The 21587-nt window shown below is 67.7% G+C and carries 20 protein-coding genes; 11 read left to right on the top strand and 9 right to left on the bottom strand.

Annotated elements, in window-relative coordinates; genetic code table 11:
• Window position 1 precedes the first annotated feature (1 nt).
• A complete protein-coding gene (locus NR810_RS16835; RefSeq protein WP_257453627.1) occupies window positions 2–1546 on the top strand; it encodes a DUF1501 domain-containing protein in 1545 nt (514 codons plus the stop codon).
• A gap of 80 nt (window positions 1547–1626) precedes the next feature.
• Here NR810_RS16835 and NR810_RS16840 read toward each other — a convergent pair whose 3' ends face one another.
• The 3 genes from NR810_RS16840 to NR810_RS16850 all read right to left on the bottom strand — a co-directional run bounded on the left by NR810_RS16840 (window position 1627) and on the right by NR810_RS16850 (window position 4945).
• Window positions 1627–2361 carry an immunity 52 family protein gene (locus NR810_RS16840; RefSeq protein WP_257453628.1) on the bottom strand — a complete coding sequence of 245 codons (735 nt, stop codon included), beginning with the start codon at window positions 2359–2361 and terminating at the stop codon, window positions 1627–1629.
• The gene (locus tag NR810_RS16845) at window positions 2354–4171 is read right to left on the bottom strand and encodes a restriction endonuclease fold toxin 5 domain-containing protein (RefSeq protein WP_257453629.1); all 1818 of its coding nucleotides are present in this window, start codon (window positions 4169–4171) and stop codon (window positions 2354–2356) included. The genes NR810_RS16840 and NR810_RS16845 overlap by 8 nt, the downstream gene beginning before the upstream one ends.
• A 111-nt stretch (window positions 4172–4282) precedes the next feature.
• Window positions 4283–4945: a DJ-1/PfpI family protein gene (locus NR810_RS16850; protein ID WP_257453630.1), complete on the bottom strand. Its 663-nt coding sequence runs from the start codon at window positions 4943–4945 to the stop codon at window positions 4283–4285.
• A gap of 299 nt (window positions 4946–5244) precedes the next feature.
• Here NR810_RS16850 and NR810_RS16855 point away from each other — a divergent pair, with 299 nt between their 5' ends.
• On the top strand, window positions 5245–5892 hold the full coding sequence (locus NR810_RS16855; protein ID WP_257453631.1) for a DJ-1/PfpI family protein: 648 nt from the start codon (window positions 5245–5247) through the stop codon (window positions 5890–5892).
• 22 nt (window positions 5893–5914) lie between these two features.
• Here NR810_RS16855 and NR810_RS16860 read toward each other — a convergent pair whose 3' ends face one another.
• The gene (locus tag NR810_RS16860; RefSeq protein WP_257453632.1) at window positions 5915–6868 is read right to left on the bottom strand and encodes a GlxA family transcriptional regulator; all 954 of its coding nucleotides are present in this window, start codon (window positions 6866–6868) and stop codon (window positions 5915–5917) included.
• Between the two features lie 364 nt (window positions 6869–7232).
• On the opposite strand from NR810_RS16860, the gene NR810_RS16865 reads away from it, so the two are divergent.
• The 7 genes from NR810_RS16865 to NR810_RS16895 all read left to right on the top strand — a co-directional run bounded on the left by NR810_RS16865 (window position 7233) and on the right by NR810_RS16895 (window position 14167).
• On the top strand, window positions 7233–10124 hold the full coding sequence (locus NR810_RS16865) for a monovalent cation/H+ antiporter subunit A (protein WP_257453633.1): 2892 nt from the start codon (window positions 7233–7235) through the stop codon (window positions 10122–10124).
• Window positions 10124–10462: a Na+/H+ antiporter subunit C gene (locus NR810_RS16870; RefSeq protein WP_257453634.1), complete on the top strand. Its 339-nt coding sequence runs from the start codon at window positions 10124–10126 to the stop codon at window positions 10460–10462. Before NR810_RS16865 ends, NR810_RS16870 begins: the two co-directional genes overlap by 1 nt.
• Window positions 10459–12099, top strand: coding sequence for a monovalent cation/H+ antiporter subunit D (locus NR810_RS16875; protein WP_257453635.1), 1641 nt, complete (start codon window positions 10459–10461; stop codon window positions 12097–12099). The genes NR810_RS16870 and NR810_RS16875 overlap by 4 nt, the downstream gene beginning before the upstream one ends.
• Window positions 12096–12584, top strand: coding sequence for a Na+/H+ antiporter subunit E (locus tag NR810_RS16880; protein ID WP_257453636.1), 489 nt, complete (start codon window positions 12096–12098; stop codon window positions 12582–12584). The genes NR810_RS16875 and NR810_RS16880 overlap by 4 nt, the downstream gene beginning before the upstream one ends.
• Window positions 12581–12859: a K+/H+ antiporter subunit F gene (locus NR810_RS16885; RefSeq protein ID WP_257453637.1), complete on the top strand. Its 279-nt coding sequence runs from the start codon at window positions 12581–12583 to the stop codon at window positions 12857–12859. The genes NR810_RS16880 and NR810_RS16885 overlap by 4 nt, the downstream gene beginning before the upstream one ends.
• The gene (gene mnhG, locus NR810_RS16890) at window positions 12856–13209 is read left to right on the top strand and encodes a monovalent cation/H(+) antiporter subunit G (RefSeq protein ID WP_257453638.1); all 354 of its coding nucleotides are present in this window, start codon (window positions 12856–12858) and stop codon (window positions 13207–13209) included. The genes NR810_RS16885 and mnhG overlap by 4 nt, the downstream gene beginning before the upstream one ends.
• Before the next feature lie 175 nt (window positions 13210–13384).
• Window positions 13385–14167 carry an alpha/beta fold hydrolase gene (locus tag NR810_RS16895; RefSeq protein WP_257453639.1) on the top strand — a complete coding sequence of 261 codons (783 nt, stop codon included), beginning with the start codon at window positions 13385–13387 and terminating at the stop codon, window positions 14165–14167.
• Window positions 14168–14189: 22 nt separating this feature from the next.
• Here the strand turns inward: NR810_RS16895 and NR810_RS16900 are convergent, their stop codons facing one another.
• The gene (locus NR810_RS16900) at window positions 14190–14882 is read right to left on the bottom strand and encodes a TetR/AcrR family transcriptional regulator (protein WP_257453640.1); all 693 of its coding nucleotides are present in this window, start codon (window positions 14880–14882) and stop codon (window positions 14190–14192) included.
• Between the two features lie 146 nt (window positions 14883–15028).
• On the opposite strand from NR810_RS16900, the gene NR810_RS16905 reads away from it, so the two are divergent.
• Window positions 15029–16231: a hypothetical protein gene (locus NR810_RS16905; RefSeq protein WP_257453641.1), complete on the top strand. Its 1203-nt coding sequence runs from the start codon at window positions 15029–15031 to the stop codon at window positions 16229–16231.
• A gap of 199 nt (window positions 16232–16430) precedes the next feature.
• Here NR810_RS16905 and NR810_RS16910 read toward each other — a convergent pair whose 3' ends face one another.
• The 4 genes from NR810_RS16910 to NR810_RS16925 all read right to left on the bottom strand — a co-directional run bounded on the left by NR810_RS16910 (window position 16431) and on the right by NR810_RS16925 (window position 19687).
• A complete protein-coding gene (locus NR810_RS16910; protein ID WP_257453642.1) occupies window positions 16431–17024 on the bottom strand; it encodes a thioredoxin domain-containing protein in 594 nt (197 codons plus the stop codon).
• Window positions 17024–17611, bottom strand: a complete 588-nt coding sequence (locus NR810_RS16915; protein WP_257453643.1) for a protoglobin domain-containing protein — start codon at window positions 17609–17611, stop codon at window positions 17024–17026. The genes NR810_RS16910 and NR810_RS16915 overlap by 1 nt, the downstream gene beginning before the upstream one ends.
• A gap of 94 nt (window positions 17612–17705) precedes the next feature.
• Window positions 17706–18365: a MarR family winged helix-turn-helix transcriptional regulator gene (locus NR810_RS16920; protein WP_257453644.1), complete on the bottom strand. Its 660-nt coding sequence runs from the start codon at window positions 18363–18365 to the stop codon at window positions 17706–17708.
• A 452-nt stretch (window positions 18366–18817) separates the two neighbouring features.
• The gene (locus tag NR810_RS16925; protein ID WP_257453645.1) at window positions 18818–19687 is read right to left on the bottom strand and encodes a septal ring lytic transglycosylase RlpA family protein; all 870 of its coding nucleotides are present in this window, start codon (window positions 19685–19687) and stop codon (window positions 18818–18820) included.
• Between the two features lie 626 nt (window positions 19688–20313).
• On the opposite strand from NR810_RS16925, the gene NR810_RS16930 reads away from it, so the two are divergent.
• On the top strand, window positions 20314–21360 hold the full coding sequence (locus NR810_RS16930) for a PA5033 family protein (protein WP_257453646.1): 1047 nt from the start codon (window positions 20314–20316) through the stop codon (window positions 21358–21360).
• Window positions 21361–21587 lie beyond the last annotated feature (227 nt).

The raw sequence follows: 21587 nt of genomic DNA on the forward strand, positions 1-21587 counted from the left end.
CATGTCCATGTCACGACGCCAGTTCCTCCGCGGCGCCTCCAGCACCCTGGGTTTCCTCGGAGCGGCCGCGACGCTTCCCCAGTGGATCAGCCAGGCGCACGCCTCCACCCTCACCGGTTACGCGGGCTACCGCGCGGCGGTGTGTGTCTTCCTCCTGGGTGGCAATGACAGCAACAACGTCCTGGTCCCCCTGACCGCGGGACCCTATGAGCAGTACCGTCAGGCCCGGCCCAGCCTGGCACACACCCTGGACGAGCTGCGGGTCATCAACCCCATCGGGAAGGCCGCCGGCTCGTTCGGCCTGCACCCCGCGCTCACGAAGCTCCAGGCGCTCTTCGAGCAGGAGCGGGCCGCCTTCGTGTGCAACGTGGGGCCGCTCGTCCTGCCGATGCGCAAGACCGACTACACGTCGAGCGCGGTGGCCCGGCCGGACAACCTGTTCTCGCACAGCGACCAGCAGGATGCCTGGGCGAGCGCCATCGCCAACCCCACCACCGCCGCGTTGCCGTTGGCGCTCATCGGCAAGGTCACCGGGTGGGGCGGCCGGACCGCGGACAAGATCGCCAACCTGAACCCGGGCGAGTACCCCGAGGTGGTCTCGTTCGGGGGCAGGTCGCTCTTCGCCGCGGGCGGGACGCGGCAGCCCATGATGGTGGCCTCGAGCGGTTCGCTGTCGTTCCGGACGACGGGCAACGCCAACTTCGACGCCCTCACGAAGGAGTCGCTCTCCAAGGTGTTGGCCCTCGACAACGGCGCCGCCCTCGAGGAGGCCTACGGCACGGTCTTCAGCACGGCGAAGACCTTCGCCACCTCGCGGACCGCCGCGCGCGAGGCCGCCTGGAATGCGCTCCCGCAGGTGACGCGCGAGAAGATCGACGCCCTGTTCGTGCCTCCCACCACCGGGAGCTCGGGCTGGACGCTGCACACCCAGCTCTATCAGGTCCTCCGGGACCTGGTGGCGGGAGCGATGGACACGGCGGGCGGCGGGCTCGGCCTCAAGCGTCAGGTGTTCTCGGTGGGCTTCGGCAGCTTCGATACCCACGTGGGCCAGGACACGACCCATAACTCCCTGCTCACGCAGCTCGACTTCGCGCTCGACGCCTTCCACCAGGCCATGGCCCTGCTCAAGGCGGAAGCGGTCTTCGGTTCGACTCCCCCGCAGGCCACGCTCTTCACGATGAGCGATTTCGGCCGGACGCTGGTGGAGAACTCCGACAAGGGGACGGATCACGGCTGGGGGAGCCACATGCTCGTGCTCGGGGACCGCGTCCTGGGGCGCCGGCTCTATGGCACCTTCCCCAACCTGGACATGTCGAACGGCGCGGCCAACAACCTCGACAGCATCGACAGCCGGGGGCGCTGGATTCCCACGCTGACGGTGGAGCAGTACGCCTACACCCTGGCGTACTGGCTGGGCCTGTCGACCACCGCGGAGCGTGACTACGTGTTCCCGAACTTCGCGGGCTATCTCGCCGCGGCGACCGCGAACGGCTTCCCCACGCTCGCGCGGACGGCCCGGATCGGTTTCATGATGCCGGACGCGTAGGCGCCACGGCCCCCGCCGCCGCGCACCCCATGCGCGGCGGGGGCCACTGAGCTCGGAACCCCGCTTCCCGCGGAAGACGGTCACACCTGCGGCACGGTCGGCGGCTGGACAACCGGACGGAACAGTCCCGTTTCCGCCAGCAGTTCCTGGACGCGTCGTGCCAGTGCCACGTGCTCGGGGTTGCTGGGAGTGAGTCGCTCAGGGGTGAGGATGACGAGCGTGCCCTTGTCTTCTACCGGCTCCACCCGCACGGGCGCGGGCAAGGCTGGCACCTGCCCACGCGCATGCGAGAAGTACGTCATCCACCCCAGAAAGCAGCCAATCCGACTGCCGCCAGAGAGCTGGTCCCACAGTCCATCCGCCGTCGCCAGGGCCCACTCCGGCTCCCAGGCCAGCGCCATGGCACGCATGACGCCGGCCAGCACGGGAGCACGGATCATGCGCTCACTCCCCAAAGGCTCCGAAGGGAAGAAAAGCCGAACACGATTCGGAGCAACCTCGGCGTCCCCTCCACAATTGAGCAGAACCATCCCCCCCTGCTCCTGCCCCACGTGTCCCGTCCACGCGCCAAATGAAAAACCGTCCGGGCCGGCCTGATACTTCTTCTTCCCGAAGAAGCGCAGGAAGGTCTCATGCGTGGGCTCGAATCCGAGTTGAAGCGCCTTCCGGGTGGAGTTGTTCTGCTCGAACCAGTGCGCATAGCTCGGATGGCACTCAGCCATCAGCCGGAAGAACGTCGCCGCGCGTCGTGCACAGTCCTCGGCCAATTCCGGCCGGCTCCCCCAGTATGCTCCTGCTGAATAGGCCTCACTCATGCGCGGCGCCCCTCACGACACTGAACACTGGACGGGTGTAGACGACTTCGACCGTTTGCAGTCCTTCGGCATCGAAATGCTTCCGGAGAACAGCGACCATCCGTTCCTCCGCGACGTGCCACCGAACACGCATTCCTCGCGCGAACCGGACCTGCCGCTGAGCCTGCGAGATCATGTCTTTGAGTCCCTGGTAGTTCCACTGAGGTCTCAGGTCCTTGTCGAACCACTTGTCGTACTCGCGGGCCTTGCTCTCGAGCAGGATGCCTGTCTTGGGGTCATACCCGTCATAATCCACGCAGTCGCCACCACGGCAGACTCTGTAGCACCAACGCCTGGGTGCGCCCGTCACCTGGGCCTGGTAGGACCGGGCCTGCTCGGACATGCTGGAGGTGTCCTCCACCCACTGCCCGGGTCCGCCCACTGGAGGCCACCCGCCACCGCCTCCCGCGCCCCGGGCGCCGGTGTTGGCCATGTGCAGCACATAGGTGGCGCTCAGCGCATTGCCCGCCACGGAGACAGCGGCTCCTGCGGGCACCGCCACCAGGCGCACCGCCAGGAGCCCATCCCCCGAGAGCGACAGCAGTGGGACGGTCACGCTTGCGAGATTGCCGCCCCAGGAGGCCGCCTTCGCGGCGCCCGCTCCCGAGGTCCCCACCGTCAGCACCACCCCCATGGTGAGCCGCGACACGGTGCGCACCTTCTCCGCGTAGGGCTTGTGGCGGAACTCTTCCCAGAGCAGGGGCGAGCTCTCATACAGCTGGCGCACCGCGCCTGGAAGCTGTGCCAGACCCTCGAGCGTCTCACCCGTGTAGAAGACGAGCCGGTAGAGGCCCTCGACCAGATCCACGACCGCCAGCACGGTGCCCTCGGCCACCGCGAGCCCGGCGTTGTCGTCCGGCTCATAGATACCCACTGGACGAGCCCCCTCTGGCACCTCGAGCTTTGCATCCACCGGGAAGAGGCGTCCGCCGTCAATCGCGTAGAAGGGGCCCACCTCGAACCGGCCGGCTCGCAGCGTCCCATCCTCGGCCAGCACCACCTGGCCGGCCTTCTGCACCGCCACTCCCGAGGTGGTCTTCACCAGGTAGCCATCCGGCCGCAGGACCAGCAGATGCGAGAAGCGCCGCATGCGCGCGTGCAGCTCGTCGCGTGAGACCGGGATTCCTCCCGTCGCCACTTCCAGGAGCAGGTGGGCTGCCATACGGCGCAGTCCGAAGTTCCCCAGCGTCACTGGCGTGGCCAGCAAGTGCGGCACCAACTCCACCGCCTGCTGCGGCGCCAACGTGCGCCCATCCCCGGGCACAGCGGAGGTGGGCACCCCAGCCTGCACGAGGAAGCCCTGGAAGTAGTCGAGGGTAACGGGCACCTCATGGGGTCGGCCGTCCCCTACCCCATCTCGCCACCCAACACCCTTCCCCTCCAAGTCCTCCTGCTCACCCGTCTTGCTCGGGCGGCGGGCCTGGCGCCGCGGCCACCTGGCCGATTCGTCACCCTCGGCCTCGCTCGCCTCCGCCCCCTCGGAACCTTTGCCGCCAGGCGCATCGGGTCTCGCCATGGCCACCGCCCGGGCCCCGCCAGCGCGACCCTCCGTACCTGGGCTCACCCGCTGAGCGCGTCCCCAGTGGCGCGCGGTGCCGCCTGCCAGCGTCCCGCCCATCGGGTAGCCCTTGGCACACGCCGCCTGCAGCGCGAGGAACGCCAGCGCCAACACACCGGAGGCCCACCAGGGCCGGCCGCGCGAGCTCCGCCAGGCCTTGAGCTGCTTACCGCCGCCCTCCCCCGCCCCAGGACTCCGGTGCTCCTTCGCCATGGTGCTGGCCTTTCCCCAAGTGGAACAACCCTGAAGGATAGGACGTGGGACGGACAACCATACAGGGGGGGGGATGCCCCACCCGTGCCGTTGGGGGCCCCGGGCAGTCGCTCAGTTGCGCGTTGCGCGGAGTGCTTCCCTGGCACTTCGCAGCACCTGCTGGTTGTCCTTCTCCAGGAGGTCCATGACGAGCTTCACGATCCGGGGCTCGGCGGTCCTGGGAGTGCCCGAATCGAAGGGAGGCTGCGGGTCGTACTCCAGCATGAGCTGCGTGGTCTTCGCGGCATCCTCCCCGCGCAACCGGGCCAGGAGCACCAGCCCGAAATCGATGCCCGCCGTCACCCCTCCGCCCGAGATCCGGTTACGGTCGACCACGACCCGCTCCTGGACCGCTTCCGCTCCAAACATCGGAAGGACATCGTAGAGGGCCCAGTGCGTCGCGGCCTTGTACCCTCGGAGGAGGCCCGCCGCCCCCAGGAGGAGCGACCCCGAGCACACGGACGTCACGTATCGGGCCCGCGCCGCCCGGTTCGCGAGGAACCGGAGAATCTCCGGATCCTCCATGGCACGAGCAGTGCCCATCCCGCCCGGTACGAACAGGATGTCCAGGTCGTCCGGGCAGTCACCGAAGGTCGCTGTCGGCTGGATGCCGGGCCCCGAATCGGAGGTGACCGTATCGAGCGTCTTCCAGAGGAGGTGGGTCTTCCCATGCAGGCCCAGCACGGCTTGAGGACCGGACAGGTCCAGGAGCGTGAAGTCTGGGTAGAGCAGCATTCCAATCTGGAGCGGCGGCGGTTGAGCGTGATTCACTTGGGGGTTCCCTCTCATGGGTCATGGCCGTGCCCGATTGGAAGTCTGTCTTCATCAGGCGCGGGATGTTCGTGATACTGCGCCAGGATCATCCCTCCCGCGAGTGGCTGAAATGACAACTCTCACCGGATTCTGGTCACGCATGTTTCAATCCGTCTGGCCAGAATCCGTCGAAGGATGGCATTCCCGCCACTCGCAACAAGATACGCCGAAGTCATGATGTCAGTCATTCCGTGCGGCTCCGCCGGATTGAAAGGACTTTCATGCTGGCCCAGATCATTCTCTTCGATGGCTTTGATTTGCTGGACGCGATGGCCCCCTATGAAGTGCTGAGTGCGGGCGGTCAGGTGGCGGGAGGCGCACTGCAGGTGGAGCTCGCCTCGTTCGAGGGCGCGCGGGAGGTGAGGAGCGGAATCAACGGGCTGAAGATACCGGCCACCACCGCGCTCGATCCGCGCCGGGCGGACTTCATGATCGTCCCGGGAGCCGCCGGTGCGGTGAGCGGTGACGGTCCGGACAGCATTCACGCCCTGCTGACCCGCGCGGTCCACTCGGGCCTGCCCGACGTGCTTCACCAGGCGATGGCGAAGCCGGGTCTGACGATGGGGACGGTGTGTGGGGGCTCCGTTCTGCTCGGCATGGCGGGGCTCTTGAAGGGGCGCCATGCGACCACCAACCACATGGGCCTGGACGCACTGACGGCGATGGGCGCCCACGCGGTCACTTCCCGGCTCGTGGATGACGGGAATCTCGTGACGGCGGCCGGAGTGACGTCGGGGCTCGATCTCGGCGTGTACCTCATCGAGCGGCACTTCGGGCCGCGCATTGCCCACGCGGTCGAGACCCTGTTCCAGTTCGAGCGTCGCGGCACGGTGTGGCGCGCACAGGGCCTCGAGCCCCGTCCCTGGTGAAGCCGCGTTCTCCCCGGGCGGCTCAGTGGCTGACCGGAGCGGAGCGGAACGCGCGACGGTAGGCCTGCGGGCTCGTGGTCACGAACCGCTGGAAGTGATCCCGAAAGGCGGTCGCGGAGCCGAAGCCGGCCCGCTCCGCGATGACCTCCACGGAGTGGCCCGTCGTCTCGAGCAGGAGCTGGGCGCGGCGCACGCGGGCACGGAGGAGCCACTGGAGGGGAGTGGTGCCCATCTGCTCACGGAAGCGACGGTTGAGCGTGCGCACGCTCAGCGCCGCGTGGCGCGCGATGTCCTCGAGTCTGAGCGGCTCGTGGAGGCGTTCCTCGAGCCAGCGCAGGAGCGGCTCGAGCGACGAGCCGTCCGGGGCGGGCGGTGCGTGCACGATGAACTGCGACTGCCCCCCGTCGCGTTCGAGCGGCATCACCGCGAGCCGGGCCGCATCCGCCGCCACCGCGGCGCCATGGTCGAGCCGCACCATGTGCAGACAGAGATCGAGCCCCGCCGCGGCGCCCGCCGACGTCAAGAACTGCCCCTCATCGACGTACAAGACGTCCGGGTCGACCTGGATCTCCGGATGGCGGCGCGCCAGCTCGTCCGTCGCCAGCCAATGGGTCGTGGCACGCCGCCCATCGAGCAGCCCGGTCGCGGCGAGCAGGAAGGCCCCGGAGCAGATGGAGGCCACGCGAGCCCCCTTGGCCGCCGCCGAGCGAACCGCTCGCGGGAGCTCCTCCGGAATGGGGGCGTTCAGGTCCGCGATGCCGGGGAGGATGATGGTGTCCGCTCGCGCCAGTTCCTCCAGACCCGAGTGGGTCCGGAGGATGAATGCTCCGGCGCTCACGTCGGGCGTCACTCCGCAGACGCGGACCTGGTAGCCGGCTCGGCCCCCTGGAAGCCGGACACGCTGGAACACTTCACAGGGGATCGACAGATCGAACGGGACGACTCCGTCCAGCGCGACGATGGCCACGACGTGCATGGCGCGAAAATGAACGAGCCTCCACTTCCTGCCAAGAGGGACGGTTACACCGCCAGACGTCTGGCCAGAAGCCGTCGATTCTTGTCTCTTTGTCGCTGGTGGGACCCGCCCGTGCTCCATCTGCCAGATATCCAACGCCATCTGACCGACGCCTTTCTTTCTCTTGTGGTGTGAGATGGGAACGAACAGGCTGGCGCGATGCCCAAGATGACTCGAGACCCCCGTGCCTGGCACGAGGCTGGGCGGCTCAGGCCCACACGCCTCTCATTGATTGCTCATCCCTGTTGATCCCTCAGCGGCGATGGCTTCTTCATGACCGGGAGGAGAGCGGCTGGCCCCTCCCCCCACCCACTCACTTCTCCTGATGCCGCTCCTTGCTCTCCTCGTCATTCCCTGGGTCTCCGGTACCATCGCGGCACTGCTGCCCACGAGCGCCCGGAACCGCGCGGCGGGGCTCGCGGGCCTCACCGCGATGGTGGGCCTCGTGGGCGTGGCGCTCCACTTCCCGAGCGTCCAGGGCGGAGGCCTGCGGGTCGAGCACTTCTCGTGGGTGCCCTCGCTCGGGCTCGACCTCGTGCTTCGGCTCGACGGCCTCTCCTGGACATTCTGCGTGCTCGTCCTGGGCATCGGCGCGCTGGTGATGCTGTATGCGCGGTACTACCTCTCGCCGTCGGATCCCGTGCCGAGGTTCTTCGCGTTCCTCCTGGCGTTCATGGGGGCGATGCTGGGCGTGGTCCTCTCGGGAAACCTGCTGCAGATGGCCTTCTTCTGGGAGCTGACCTCCCTCTTCTCGTTCCTGCTCATTGGCTACTGGAACCAGTGGAAGGACGCACAGCGCGGGGCACGGATGGCGCTCACGGTCACCGGCATGGGCGGCCTGTGCCTCCTGGCCGGGCTGTTGGTGCTCGGCCAGATGGCCGGCAGCTACGAGCTGGACACCGTCCTCGGGAGCGCGCAGCGAATCAAGGCCCACCCGCTCTACCCGGTAGCGCTCGGCCTCATCCTCCTCGGCGCGTTCACCAAGAGCGCCCAGTTCCCCTTCCATTTCTGGCTCCCGAACGCGATGGCGGCCCCGACGCCGGTGTCGGCGTACCTGCACTCGGCGACCATGGTGAAGCTGGGCGTGTTCCTGCTGGCGCGGCTGTGGCCGGTGCTCTCGGGGACGGAGCTCTGGTTCTGGCTCACCGGCTCCGCGGGGCTCGTCACGCTGCTGCTCGGCGCGTGGGCGGCGCTTTTCCAGCGCGACCTGAAGGGACTGCTCGCCTACTCCACCATCTCGCACCTCGGGCTGGTGGTGTTGCTGCTTGGGCTCAACAGCCCGCTCGCGGCGGTGGCGGCGGTGTTCCACCTCATGAACCACGCGGCCTTCAAGGCGTCACTGTTCATGGCGGTGGGGATCATCGATCATGAGACGGGGACGCGGGACATCCGGCGGCTGTCGGGACTCTTCCGACTGATGCCCATCACCGGCACGCTCGCGCTCGTCGCCACGGCGGCCATGGCGGGAGTCCCGCTGCTCAATGGCTTCTTGTCCAAGGAGATGTTCTTCGCCGAGACCGTCTTCATCGACGCCATCCCCGCCGTCGAGTGGGGCCTGCCGGTCGTGGCGACCCTGGCCGGTATGGGGAGCGTCGCCTACTCGCTCCGGTTCTCGGTGAAGGTGTTCTTCGGGCCCGCCAGCGCGCTGGACACCCCGCGTGTCCCCGAGGAGCCCCCCAAGTGGATGCGCGTCCCCTCCGAGGTGCTGGTCCTCATGTGCCTGGTGGTGGGGGTCGCGCCAGCGGCGTCGATCGGGCCGATCCTCGAGGCCGCGGCCCGGCCGGTCGTGGGCGGGCAGCTCCCGCCGTACAGCCTCAAGCTCTGGCATGGGTTCACCCCCCCGCTCCTCATGAGCGCGCTGGCGCTCGTCGGTGGCGCGGTGCTGTACCTGCTCGTCCGGAGGCTGGAGGCAGGGCGGGTGCGCCTCGGAGGACGCTTCGTGGAGCGGTTCCAGGGCGCGAGGCTCTTCACCTCACTGCTGGCGTGGCTCACCGCGTTGAGCAGATGGCTCCGCCGCTGGCTGCTCACCACGGGGCTCCAGCGGCAGCTGTTGGCGATGGTTCTGGTCACGCTGCTCGTGGGCGTCCTGGCGCTGTGGGGTGGCATCGGCAAGGGGGATCGCCCGCTGGTGCCCCTCTCGCCGGTGTTCATCGGGCTCTGGGTGGTGGGAGGCATCGCGGCGCTGGGGGCGGCCTGGCAGGCGAAGTTCCACCGGCTCGCCGCGCTCATGCTCTCGGGGACGGCGGGCGCGGTGAGCTGCGTCACCTTCATCTGGTTCTCCGCTCCGGATCTCGCGCTCACCCAGCTCACCGTCGAGGTGGTGACGACGCTGCTCATCCTGCTCGGGCTCAGGTGGCTCCCACCGCGAGAGCCGGCTCGCGGCGTGTACGACGCGCACACCCGGCGGATTGCCAGGGGCCGGCGAGCCCGTGACTTCATCATCGCGGTGAGCGCCGGCGGCGGAATGGCGATCCTCGCCTACGCGGTGATGACGCGCGAGCTCCCCGAGCGCACCTCCTTCTTCCTGGAGAACTCGCTGAGCGGCGGAGGCGGGCGGAACGTGGTGAACGTGATGCTGGTGGACTTCCGCGGGTTCGACACCTTCGGGGAAGGAGTGGTGCTGGCACTCGTCGCGCTCACGGTCTACGCGCTCCTTCGGCGCTTCCGGCCGGCGCAAGAGGTGATGGCGCTTCCGCCACAGCAGCAGGCGCTGCCGAAGGACCTGCGGACGGACCTGGTGAACCCACGCCTGGCGCAGGACACGGCGGTGGGGTACCTGATGGTCCCGGCGGTGCTGGTCCGCTTGCTCCTGCCCGTATCGGGAGTCGTGGCGGCTTTCTTTTTCTTGCGTGGGCACAACGCGCCAGGAGGTGGATTCGTGGCGGGGCTGGTGATGTCGGTGGGGTTTCTCCTCCAGTACATCGTCTCCGGGACGGAGTGGGTCGAGCAGCGGCTGAACCTCGCGCCACGCGCACTGATAGGTGCCGGCCTCCTGTTCGTCCTCGGCACGGCCTCGGGAGCGTTCGTGGCCGGGTATCCCCTCCTCACCTCGCACACCTTCCAGCTGAGCGTGCCGGTGCTGGGCGAGCTCCACATCGGAAGCGCGATGTTCTTCGACCTGGGCGTGTTCTGTCTGGTGCTGGGCTCCACGTTGCTCATCCTCGTGGCGCTCGCGCACCAGTCGATCCGCGCTCACCGGGCCTCGGGAGGTGACTGATGGAAGTGGTGCTCGCGATCGCCATCGGCATCTTGACCGGCTCGGGCGTCTGGCTCCTTCTACGGCCCCGCACGTTTCAGCTGGTCGTTGGCCTGTCGCTCCTCTCCTACGCGGTCAACCTCTTCATCTTCAGCATCGGCGGCCTGGCCATCGACAAGGAGCCCATCCTCGTGGACGGCGTCCCCCGGGACCTCGCCCACTACACGGATCCGGTACCTCAGGCGCTCGTGCTGACAGCCATCGTCATCAGCTTCGCGATGACGGCCCTCCTCCTGGTCATCACCCTGGCCTCGCGCGGGATGACCGGGACCGACCACGTGGATGGCACCGAGCCATGAAAGCGCTCGTTCAAGGACTGATGCCCCACTTGATGGTGGTTCCCATCATTCTGCCCATGTTGAGCGCGGCGCTGATGCTCCTCGTGGGCGAGGGGAAGCGCCCCGCCAAGCTGGTGCTGGGAATGAGCTCCGCGCTCCTGGGGCTCGCTGTCTCGGCGGCGCTCCTGGCGTGGGTGGACGAATACGGCGTCGTGGCCTACCTCCCCGGCAACTGGCCCGCGCCGTTCGGGATTACCCTCGCGGTGGACCGTCTGTCGGCGGGAATGTTGGTGCTGACCTGGCTCCTGGGTACCTGCGCGCTCTCCTTCTCCTTCACGCGCTGGCACCGCGCGGGTGTTCACTTCCACTCCATCTTCCAGCTACAGCTCATGGGGCTCTCTGGCGCATTCCTGACGGCGGACGTCTTCAATCTCTTCGTCTTCTTCGAGATCCTGCTCGCCGCCTCATACGGCCTGTTGCTGCATGGCTCCGGAAGGCCGCGGGTCCGCGCGGGCCTGCACTACGTGGCGGTGAACCTCGCCGCCTCGTCACTCTTCCTCATTGGCGTGTCGATGATCTACGGCGTCACGGGGACACTCAACATGGCGGAGCTCTCCGCGCGCCTGTCCGAGGGGGATGTGGCCAACCGGCACCTCATCGACGCGGGAGCGGCCATCCTGGCGGTGGCGTTCCTGGCCAAGGCGGCGATCTGGCCGCTCAACTTCTGGCTCGTTCCCGCCTATGCGTCTGCGACTCCGCCCGTGGAGGCGATGTTCGCGGTGCTCACGAAGGTCGGCATCTACGCCCTGGTGCGGCTCTGGACGCTGATGTTCGCCGGGGGCCCGCTGGCGGGGTTCGGCGCGGACGGTCTGCTCGCGTTCGGAATGGTCTCCGCGGTGCTCGCGGCTCTGGGGATGCTCGCCTCGCAGAGGCTCGCGGTCCAGGCGGCGGCGGGGGTGATGGTCTCCGCCGGGACGCTCCTGGCCGCGCTCGGGCTGGGCGAGGAAGCCGTCCTCGGCTCCGCGGTGTTCTACCTGGTGGGCTCCACGCTGGCCTCCAGCGCGTTCTTCCTGCTCGTCGACCTCGTGGAGCGTTGGCGTGCGGGCGCGACCGTCGTGGACGAGGCGCCCTTCTTGAGCGCGACGCTCGAAACGCAGGAGGTCAACCTCGACGACGCGGAGGAGCCGCTCGTCGCCCTGCCGTTCCCTGCCTCCACCGCGTTGTTGGGCATGGCCTTCATCGCGTGCGCGCTGCTCACCTCTGGCCTGCCTCCCCTGCCCACCTTCATCGGCAAGCTCGGCATGTTGTCGGCGGCGCTCGGGTCGCGAGAAGGGAGCGGGCCGGTCTCCGCCCGTGCATGGCTGTTCACCAGCGTGCTCCTGGGCTGCGGGCTGCTCACCCTCATCGCGCTCACGCGAACAGGAATCCGGACCTTCTGGTCGGAGATGCAGCGCGAGCCACCTCGGGTCCGGGCACCGGAGGGACTGTCCCTGGTGGCGCTCCTCACCGCGTGCGGAGTGCTGACGCTCGCGGCAGGACCCGCTCTGGAGCTCGCGCGTGCAACGGCCCGGTCCCTCTATGACCGCCGCGGGTACATTGACGCGGTCCTCGGGGCGGAGGTGCGGCCATCAGCCACGGCGCCGGAGGCAGGGCGATGAGGAGGCTCATTCCTTCCCCCGCGCTCTCGGTGGCGCTGCTCCTGCTCTGGATCCTGCTCATGCAGTCGTTGAGCGCGGGGACGCTGGTGCTGGGTGCCGCCCTGGCGCTGTTCTGGCCCGCGGTGACCGTCAGGCTCAGGCCAGCCCCCGTGCGGTTGCGCAGGCCCCTCGTCATGGCACGCCTGTTCTGCCGGGCGGTGCTCGAGATGCTCCGGTCGAACGCCGAGGTGGCGTGGGCGATTCTCACACGGCGCTCGCACGACATCCGCTCCGACTTCGTTCTCATTCCGCTCGAGCTGAAGGATCCGAACGGATTGGCCGTGCTGGCGATGATCGTCACGTTCACGCCGGGCACCGCCTGGGCACAGTTGTCGGTGGACAATCGCGTCCTGCTCCTGCACGTGCTCGCCATTCAGAGCGAGACGGACCTGGTGGCTTTCATCAAGCATCACTACGAGCGTCCGCTCAGGGAGATCTTCGAATGAGCCCTCTGCTCTCCTGGGCGCTGGCATTCGCCCTCGGCTGTCTTGCCCTCGCGATGATGCTGGCGCTGGCACGGATGATTATCGGGCCCAGGGCGGAGGATCGCGTGTTGGCGTTCGACTGCCTGTACCAGAACACGATGCTGGTCATCCTCGCGCTTGGGCTCATCTATCGCAGCAGTTCCTACTTCGAGGCGGCGCTCTTGATCGCCCTCTTCGGGTTCGTGGGCTCCACGGCGATGTCCAAGTTCCTCCTGCGCGGGGAGATCATCGAATGAACACGTGGGCTCCCCTGTGGGTGGATGCGCTGACCGCGTTGCTCGTGGTGGTGGGCGCGCTGGCGGCACTGATCGGATCGTTCGGGGTGCTGCGACTGAAGAGCTTCTTCCAGCGCGTCCACGCGCCCACCCTGGGCACGACGCTGGGAACCTGGGGCTTCACGCTCGCGACGGCGGTGCAGGTCTCGTTCGAACGCGGCCAGCTCTACCTTCATGCGCTGCTCATCGCGGTGTTCATTGCGCTCACCGTGCCAGTCACCACCTTGTTCCTGATGCGGGCCGCGGTGTTTCGAGGACGCATTCGGGGCGAGGAGATTCCGGTGCCTGGCGCGGACGAATCAGGGGGCTGAGCGCCCGCCAATCTCCAACCGAGCGGCCAGGTCAGGGACTGGCATGGGTGGCCAGCCAGCGTTCGTTCACGATGTTCAAAGGTGAGCGCACACGCCCCGGCCGCGATTCGTTCTCGGGGCAGTAGGACAGACTCCGAAGATGGCCCCGGCCCACCGGGGGTTGGGAGCAACCACGATGAAGCACAAGGAAGCGACGACGGTGACCGTGCCCGGACCCGCGGGGCGGCTGATGGCGACAGTCGAAGGCGACGGCGGCATCCCCGTCCTCTTCGTGCACGACTTCGCCGCCGACCGGACGCACTGGGCCGAGACGCAGCACGGCCTCGCGACCCGCAGCGTCTCGTTCGACCAGCGCGGAATGGGCGAGAGCAGCGGCGGCCACGGCCCCTTTGGCGTGGAGGCCTCGGTGGAGGATGTCACCGCCGTTGCCGACGCGCTGCTGCCCGAGAAGTTCGTCCTGGTGGGCCACGGCTTCGGAGCCGCGGTGGCCGGTGCCTTCGCCTCGTACTACCCCGAGCGGCTCGCCGGGCTCCTCTACGTCGAGCCGGTAGGAGACATGCGCCGCACGGAGAAGGCCGACGTGGCCGCCTGGCTCGAGAACTTCAGCGAGGCGAAGTACGGCGGCTTCCACGAGCACTGGTTCACGCCCCTGCTCCTCGAGGCGAAGGAGAAGACACGCGCGCTGGTCATGAAGACGCTGCGGACCTCGCGGCGGGAGGCCATCGCCGGAAACATGGAGTCGCTCTTCCGCCATGACCCGGGCGAGGCCTTCGAGCGCTTCAAGGGACCCACCCACGCGCTGGTAGCGTTCACCACCCCGGAGACGCTGGTGGCCCAGCGGCCCGAGCTGTCCCACTCCGTGCTGCCGCACGCGAGTCACTGGCCGATGCTGGACGCGCCCCAGTGGTTCCACACGGAGCTGGTCCGCTTCCTCGGCCGTTGCAAGTCCGAGCACTGAGCCACTCAGCAGACCCGCCCCGTCAGGGCAGCTTGTCCTTGGCGGCGCGCCGAGAAGTCCCCTGCGGGCGGGAAGGCTCGGAGCGCAAGAGCCCTCGCTCGAAGACAGCGAGCGCCTGCTCGGCCACCGCGAGCGGAGCGTCCCCGCCGAGCCCCAGGCGCGCGAAGTGGCCCTCCACGTACATCCGCCCCAGGCCGTAGACGAAGGCCCGCGCCGCCAGGTGCACGATCCGGGGGTCGCCGGGCGCGACCTCGCCCCTTTGCTGTCCTTCGATGATCAAGCCATCGAGCGCGTCCAGGGTCTCCTGGTTCTCCTTCTTGAAGAAGTCACTGTCGAAGAACCCGAGCTCACCTGCCCGCGCGAACGCCCGGAAGTAGGCTGGCTCTCCGAGCGCGAACCGCAGATACGCCACGGCCATCGCGTGGATCTGCGCGGAGGGCGCGGAGGGCGCCGCGCCGAGCGCGGTGACGACCTCGCGGCGGAAGCGCCGCATCGTCTCCTCGGCCACGGCCGCGAGTAACGCGGCCTTGTCGCGGAAGTGCCGGAACGGGGCGCCCGGGGACACGCCCACGAGCCGCGCCGCCTCTCGGAGGTTGACGTCCTCGCCGCCACCAATGAGCCGGAGCGCGGCGGCAATCAGCGCCTCGCGCAGGCGTCCGTGGTGGTACGCGGACGCAGGCTTCTTGGGGATGGGCTGTCGGCGCTCGGCGGACATGGTGCGGCGAGCATAGGCCTCCCCGCCGGGCCCCGCAACGCGAGGCCGGATGTAATCAATGCTTATTTTGTTGCTCCGGCTCCAGGCTCCGGTCTATCCATCTCCATGTAATCACCGATTACTTTCCATGCAAATGCGGAGGTCCCATGTCGGCATCGCGAATCCCGGGGCTCGTTGTCCTTCTGGCGCTGTTCGGTTGTCCCAAGGCCGACGAAGGCCCCGGAGGGTCCCCCGACCCGGGCACGCCCGCCTCCACCCACGCCGGCACCATCTCCATCCAGGACCGCAGACTCCTCGGCGCCCCGCAGCTTGGGCACGGGTTGTCGGTGCTCGTCGACCTGAGCACCGCAACGCGGGCTCCCGACTATGACGAGGAGCCGGGACAGCTCACCGGCTGCAAGGTCTGGGTGTACGACGTCGAGTCCGACCCGCCGCCACGCGCCGCCGGTGACGTGGGCACCCTGTTCATCGAGGGGACGAGCGCGAGCCTGGGGCCGGGCTGCGTCTTCCAGGAGGGTCCGGGGTACGTCTGTCCGACGGCGACGGGTCAGGGCGAGATCGTGCTGGAGCACGCCGCGGGGACGGGAGCGCCCCCCAACACCGCACGGGTCTCCATCGGCGGCGCGGCGTTCGGGCCGGAGGATTCGGGACGCTACCTGCAACTCCGAGGCGCACCGGGGGCGAGCGGCAGCTTTCCCATCGTCGCCGTGACGAGCACCACCGAGGTGCGCGTCGCCAAGGCGCCGGGCACCAACCCGGCCCCTTCTCCTGGCACCTACCAGGTGCTCGCTGGCGCCGGCCCCGTGCCAGGGATTCCCGAGGACGAGGCCCCTGGAGATCCGCTCCGCAACTCCGACCACGTCCGTGTGCGCATCACCCCCGGTAACGACACCCCCTTCCACTTCCCGGAGACGACGGTGGCGGACATTGGCAGGGCCTTCACGCCCGACATGGCCACCTCGGGACTGCTCGACCATGTTCCCCTCGACGGCCGCGCCTTCCGCCTCGGGTGTGCTGGCGAGGGAGGACATTGCGGCTCCGCGGAGTTCACCATCATCCAGCTCCAGACGACGGATGGGCCGACGGCGAGCGTCTCGCCCTATGCGCTTCCACCGTCGAAGAAGAAGCAGGTCGTCCTCACGTGCGTCGAGCCGGGTGAGAGCGGCTTCGTGGACATCCCCGCCGAAGCCTCCGCCCTGCTTGCCCAGGCCCACGCCGCGAGTCCCATCACCCGCATCCGCACCGCGCTCATGCGCAATGGCGCCGTGTTCACGAAGAACCCGACGCCGCCGGACAACACCGTCCGGGTCGTCGCGGGTCACCAGATCATCGGGTTCACGAACCCCTGAGCACCGCCGCCACGCCGGAGCGCCGTCAGCGCCCCGGGTCCGGATTCCGCCGCCCCGTGCATCCAACCCTTGTCAGGAGTGGGTTCGACTCAAGGCGGCGGGCTACTTCTATTGGAGGCGGCGGGAATCGAACCCGCCGGAAGCTTCCGGGGCTGCACTTCCTCTCCTCCGTCCCAGCGCTCAGCCCGCGTGGCTCCCGTCAGGCGTATAGGCGGGAGAGAGGCCATGTGGAGGGAGAGGGCTGGAGCGCAGGAGCCGAGGAGGGCCGCTGAAGGGGCCGCCCGAGCAGTACGCCAGGCGGGTGGAGAAGCCGCGCAGCCCCTTGGGATACACGTCGGCCCAGGCCGCCTTCCCATGAGGTGCGCGGCAGGGCGAACACCGCGCGCAGGAAGAGGGTGAGGACGTCCGAGAGCAGTCCCACGTCCTCGAGCAGCACCCTGCGCACCCGGTGCGCAAAGGACAGCGTCCACTGCCGGTAGGGCACGTGCGGCAGCACCCGCTCCACCAGGTGCTCCGCTGTGACATGCGCCCGTAGGAACGCCCGAAGGGACTCGATCTTCATGGCCTCGTGGTGCTCGAAGACCGTGTGCAGCCCGACCACGACGAGCGGCGCGCCTGCGAAGACTTCAGAGACGCGCTGTGCCTGCGGAATGCCTCGGGTGACGCATCCAGGGCAGAGCATCTGGAATGCGTGGAGGAGGACGACCTTGCCGCGGAGTCGCTCGAGAGTGAGCGGCTCCGGCGTGTTGAGCCAGGCGGCCGTCCGCCACGCAGGCGCGGGGCGCAACGTCATCAGAAGTCCCCGTCCTTGACGTAGGGGTGGGCCCAGAGCGTCACCTGCAACAGGCATGACTTGAGCCACGCGGCGGACATCTTCTCGACGTCCTCTGCTGAATGGCCCTGCTCGGCCAGGAAGGGGCGCAGGGTAAAGGTTACCGGGAAGATGAGCGCGAACAGGTCCCGAAAGGGCACGAGGTCCGTCGAGGGGGCTCCGTCGGTCTTGTTCTTCTTCGCCCGGTGGTGGCGCAGGCCGATCTCGTGCTGGTAGTCGAGCCAGGCCTGGTCGTACTGGGCACGCGACGTATCGAGAATCCACTGGCCGAAGCGCTTGCGGACGAGGCCAAGGTAGTCGCCAAGGGGCTTGCCGTCCGTCTTGCGACTGAACGAGGCGAGCAGATGCGGCTGACTCCCAACGAACCCGTACCAGACGTCGAGGATCGCCTCGACGCGCCCCTTCACGATGTCGTGCGACATGCGGAGGTACTTCACGTCCTCTTCGCCGAACAGGACGCTGGCCTTCATCTGTTCGAAGTCGGTGAGGGTCACGGGTGAACGCGGAACGGACGAGGTGCCATGGGTGTATCCGGGGATGTTGCTCATTTCTTCTTCTCCTTCTTGGAGCAAAGCTCCGCTGTCGCCGTCGGCCGGAATGGCCGCGGAATTCGTGTTCGCTCGTGCTTGAGACGCAATGGCGTCAGCCGCGACGCATGAACTGCTCCCAGACCTCTCGTCGCGCCGACTCAGCCGCGCGCTCATGCTCCGGGCAATCGAGGCGCAGTTGCTCACTCGATAGCGGCGCGTCCACGAAGGCACAGTGATGCGGCGAGGAGCCTGGGCGCACGTTCGGACGGAAATGCGTGCAGGTCACGCACATGCCGGTGATCGGAATGAGCCCTTGCTCCTGAAGCATCCGGAGCATCTTGACGATGCCGGCGAAGAACGCGCGCTGCTCATCCGGGGAGAGGTCAGCGACCGCGTCCGCCATGAACTCTGGCCACGAACGCGCGCGAGCACCGAGTGCGGCGCCCTCCGTCGTTGGAGTCAGGAGGCTGGCGCGCGGGTGCCTCGGGTCCGCGGATCTGGTCACGAGTGCCTTCTCGACGAGGACGCGGACAGAATCGCTGATGGTGGGAAGCGTCACGCCGAGGCGCTCGCTCAGCTCCGTACCGGAGAGGGGCCCGTGCGCTACCAGCGCGGCGAGGATCTGCCCCTGCGTGGCAGACAGGCCCACCCCGTTCGCCTGCTGCCACGCCTGTTGCTTCATCGCGAGCCCGATCTTGTGCAGCCCTGTCGCGATGCGCGCGGAGATCGGCTCGCTGTTCTCATTGAAGTACGTCGGTCGCTGCCCAGTCATGGCCTTGAAGTAACTTAGGAGTCCTAAGCTGTCAAGGCTACCCGGTCACCCACCCGCCGAGCTCGCCGGCCCTGCCGGGTATCCCTGGCGGCACATTGCTCACCACCGCGTAGCAGCCATCCAGCAACTCCACTTCCTTCCCGCCATCCGCATCTCGCTGGTGGTGGCAGCGACGTGACCGCCATCGCCTACCCACTGCCCAAGAGCCCCTTCTCCAACCAGGCCAGACCGCCGTGCAAGAGCCGCAGGGGCGAGGTGGAGATTAACGGTGGGTGCTGGGTTGCGATCGAGAACTGACTGCCAGCAGTGGCCCGTGTCAAAGCATTGCAAAACGACGGCGTCCCGCATCATGGCGGGATTCCATCTGCAACGCCCCCGAGATGCCTCTCGATGAGGGCCTGAAGCAGGCCGGGGGAGACAGGTTCGAGTCCTGTCTCCCCCGCTCCGCGTCTTCAGAGGATCTGGTACTGCACGACGATGTTGCCGAGATCGGTATTGGCAATCGTCGAGAAGGCGCCGTAGGTGAGGTCCAGACAAACCGGGGGGCCAAAGCCCCCGCGGTCATTGATGGTCACCGTGACCGACCTGCCCTGGTAGGTCACCTTCACTTGGGTGCCAAATGGCAGGGAGTTGTGGGCGGCCTTGAGCGCCATTCGGTGGAAGGGCTCACCACTGGCGGTCGGCCATCCCTCGGGAATCTCGCCCTCCGCTCCGTACCAGGTCGCATTACAAGTGGCGATGGGGCCCCCCTGCGGCAAGCCAGAGATCGTCAACTCCTCCCACGGGCCCAGCGCGGCGCCATACGCGAACACCGGGCCACCCCCACCGTTCTCCGCTGACACCCAATGGCCCGTCGTCACCGTCTGCAGGCCGACGACGTCACCGTTCGTGATCACGCCGCTCCCGCTCTTCTTGACGATGCGGAACGTCTCCCAGCCGAGGCGATTCCAGCTGGCGGCGTTCAGCGTGGAGCCGCCGCCGTTCGCGGCCTGGAAATACTGACCGGTTCCCGCGCGGATGAAGATCGTGTCCCCACTCTCGAGGGCCCCGCCGTTGATGTCATCGAGCGTGAACTTCTCCCACTCCTGCGCGATCGTCGCCGTCGCGATGACCGCGCCGCCGCCATTGTTTTGAGCGCCAACATATCGACTGCCGAGCACCGTTTTGAAGCTCACGCCGGACGTGAGCAACGCACTCGAGGAGGTCTCTGTCGTCTCGTCTTGCCCATCAGACGAACCGCTCGCCAGATCGCACCCGCTCATGAAGAACAGGATTGCGCTCGCGGCATGGAGGAGAAGCCTTGAATGTTTGCGATGGAGCATGGAGCCTGCCTTTGATTGGACCAAGGTGGAATCTTGGCACCCGGCTCTAGAGGCGCTTGCAGCGATATTCGGGTCACTACCACCCGGTTTCTCTCATGCGCCGTCCCGGAGCCCGCGGCGGAGGCCCCGGCCCGGCGAACCGAGCCGGCCATTCGAATGCCGTGGCCCTGGCAACCGCGGAGGTCAAGCCGTACAGCGGACTGACGATGCTTCCGGCGGTCGTCTACCGAGCTCCCGATGCGCTCACGCCATGTCCGGGCAGTCGCCCTGATCCCATGCGTGGCCATCGAAGCGAAGCAGGACGTTGGACCCACAGGACAAGAAGTTCCGGTCTGCCATCGCTCCGGCGTCCACGCTCGAATCGTTCGGCACGCAGTGCCTGCTCAACCTTCTGCCCAGCCAGCGCCTCACCTGGTGGGGCTGGCGTCGATGCATCTGTATTTCGTCCACGCCTACGTGATAGGAGAGGCGATTGCCGTCATTGCTGCTGTTCACCCCTGAGATACTCAAGGGCTGCACTGCGGGAAACGTCACCGTCGTTCGTCCTGCTCTACGGGTCCGGATCGAAAACGATGCTGTCGCCGTCCGGACCCGTCTCGTCGCACCTCACCTACAAGGAGTTCCCCATGCACCGTCTGATCGGAAAGATAGGCTTCACATTGCTCATGGCCGCTGCCGCGGCCGTGCCTTCCAAGGCCTTCGCCCAATCGTGCTCCACTTCGACCGCCTATTACGGCGAGCTGCTGCAGGTCGCGGACCTCGACGGCAACGGCACCAACGAAGCCGTCTGCAACGCTTACAGCGAGATCAACGTGGTCAGCGGCACGACCGCGACCCGCTACCCGCTGAGCAACACCTACTGGACGCTGGCCTCCGTCATCGACGTGGACGGATCGCCAGGTGCGGAAGTCGTGCTGAAGCAGGGCAACCAGCTCACGATCATCAAGCATTACTCGCGAACCACGACCTACTTCAACATCGGCGCCACGTGGGAGATCGGCGCATTCGCCGACGTGGACGGCATCGCCGGCAACGAGATCGCCGTCACCACCCCGACCCAGCTCCGCATCGTGTACGCGCGGACCGGATCCATCACCGATCATTACGTGGGCACGGCCTTCCGGGTGGCCACCGGCGCGGTCTCGGATATGGACAGCAACGCAGGCAAGGAAATCCCGTTGGAGGCGGGCAGCAACCTGATGATCTACGGCCGGAGTGGCGGACTGCGCAGCTTCTACATCGGCGGCACCAACTGGAAGGTCTGCACCGAGATCGCGAACTGTGCCAGCGACATGAACGGCGTGACCGGCGCCGAACTGCTGATCGCGCTGCCGAGCGAAGTGCGGATCGTGTCGCTGCAATCGGGGACGATCAACAGCTATTGGATCGGCAGCCAGTACGCGACGCTGCGCGACGGTGTGCGCGACTTCGACGGCGTCGCCGGCAACGAAATCGCGATGGCCCAGGGCGGCAACGGCAATCTGCTGATCCTGCGTCCACGCGCCGGCTACCTGCAGACCATCAACGGCGCCGGCACCTTCGGCAGTTCGTGGACGCTCGTCGGCTACGTCAATCTTGATGGCGTGGCTGGTGACGAGATCCGGGTCCGCTCCAACACCAACAACCGCATTTACCGCGTCTACCCGCTTTCGGGCACGGTCAGCGCGGAGTAATAACCGGATCTGCCATGAAACGGCTCGCGGCTGCGAGCGCACCGGCGCCGCGAGCGGGCTCGAGCGCGGGGAAGGTGCGCGGCCGCTGACTGCTTGGGCCGCCGCCTCAGGCAAGGAGACGACGGGTCGAGGTCGGGTAGCGGAACACGCGTCGTCTGACACCCTGCCGCTTCTTTTGTATTCGCGTTACGCCCGTAACTCGTATGCTCCGGGGAGCATGAGCTCCC

The sequence above is a fragment of the Archangium lipolyticum genome (genome assembly GCF_024623785.1).
Taxonomy (GTDB): Bacteria; Myxococcota; Myxococcia; order Myxococcales; family Myxococcaceae; genus Archangium; species Archangium lipolyticum.

What these genes read in the sequence shown, in the direction of transcription:
- NR810_RS16835 (WP_257453627.1), top strand. Translation starts at nt 2, where the DNA reads ATGTCCATGTCACGACGCCAGTTCCTCCGCGGCGCCTCCAGCACCCTG.
- NR810_RS16840 (WP_257453628.1), bottom strand. Translation starts at nt 2,361, where the DNA reads ATGAGTGAGGCCTATTCAGCAGGAGCATACTGGGGGAGCCGGCCGGAA.
- NR810_RS16845 (WP_257453629.1), bottom strand. Translation starts at nt 4,171, where the DNA reads ATGGCGAAGGAGCACCGGAGTCCTGGGGCGGGGGAGGGCGGCGGTAAG.
- NR810_RS16850 (WP_257453630.1), bottom strand. Translation starts at nt 4,945, where the DNA reads ATGCTGCTCTACCCAGACTTCACGCTCCTGGACCTGTCCGGTCCTCAA.
- NR810_RS16855 (WP_257453631.1), top strand. Translation starts at nt 5,245, where the DNA reads ATGCTGGCCCAGATCATTCTCTTCGATGGCTTTGATTTGCTGGACGCG.
- NR810_RS16860 (WP_257453632.1), bottom strand. Translation starts at nt 6,868, where the DNA reads ATGCACGTCGTGGCCATCGTCGCGCTGGACGGAGTCGTCCCGTTCGAT.
- NR810_RS16865 (WP_257453633.1), top strand. Translation starts at nt 7,233, where the DNA reads ATGCCGCTCCTTGCTCTCCTCGTCATTCCCTGGGTCTCCGGTACCATC.
- NR810_RS16870 (WP_257453634.1), top strand. Translation starts at nt 10,124, where the DNA reads ATGGAAGTGGTGCTCGCGATCGCCATCGGCATCTTGACCGGCTCGGGC.
- NR810_RS16875 (WP_257453635.1), top strand. Translation starts at nt 10,459, where the DNA reads ATGAAAGCGCTCGTTCAAGGACTGATGCCCCACTTGATGGTGGTTCCC.
- NR810_RS16880 (WP_257453636.1), top strand. Translation starts at nt 12,096, where the DNA reads ATGAGGAGGCTCATTCCTTCCCCCGCGCTCTCGGTGGCGCTGCTCCTG.
- NR810_RS16885 (WP_257453637.1), top strand. Translation starts at nt 12,581, where the DNA reads ATGAGCCCTCTGCTCTCCTGGGCGCTGGCATTCGCCCTCGGCTGTCTT.
- mnhG (WP_257453638.1), top strand. Translation starts at nt 12,856, where the DNA reads ATGAACACGTGGGCTCCCCTGTGGGTGGATGCGCTGACCGCGTTGCTC.
- NR810_RS16895 (WP_257453639.1), top strand. Translation starts at nt 13,385, where the DNA reads ATGAAGCACAAGGAAGCGACGACGGTGACCGTGCCCGGACCCGCGGGG.
- NR810_RS16900 (WP_257453640.1), bottom strand. Translation starts at nt 14,882, where the DNA reads ATGTCCGCCGAGCGCCGACAGCCCATCCCCAAGAAGCCTGCGTCCGCG.
- NR810_RS16905 (WP_257453641.1), top strand. Translation starts at nt 15,029, where the DNA reads ATGTCGGCATCGCGAATCCCGGGGCTCGTTGTCCTTCTGGCGCTGTTC.
- NR810_RS16910 (WP_257453642.1), bottom strand. Translation starts at nt 17,024, where the DNA reads ATGACGTTGCGCCCCGCGCCTGCGTGGCGGACGGCCGCCTGGCTCAAC.
- NR810_RS16915 (WP_257453643.1), bottom strand. Translation starts at nt 17,611, where the DNA reads ATGAGCAACATCCCCGGATACACCCATGGCACCTCGTCCGTTCCGCGT.
- NR810_RS16920 (WP_257453644.1), bottom strand. Translation starts at nt 18,365, where the DNA reads ATGACTGGGCAGCGACCGACGTACTTCAATGAGAACAGCGAGCCGATC.
- NR810_RS16925 (WP_257453645.1), bottom strand. Translation starts at nt 19,687, where the DNA reads ATGCTCCATCGCAAACATTCAAGGCTTCTCCTCCATGCCGCGAGCGCA.
- NR810_RS16930 (WP_257453646.1), top strand. Translation starts at nt 20,314, where the DNA reads ATGCACCGTCTGATCGGAAAGATAGGCTTCACATTGCTCATGGCCGCT.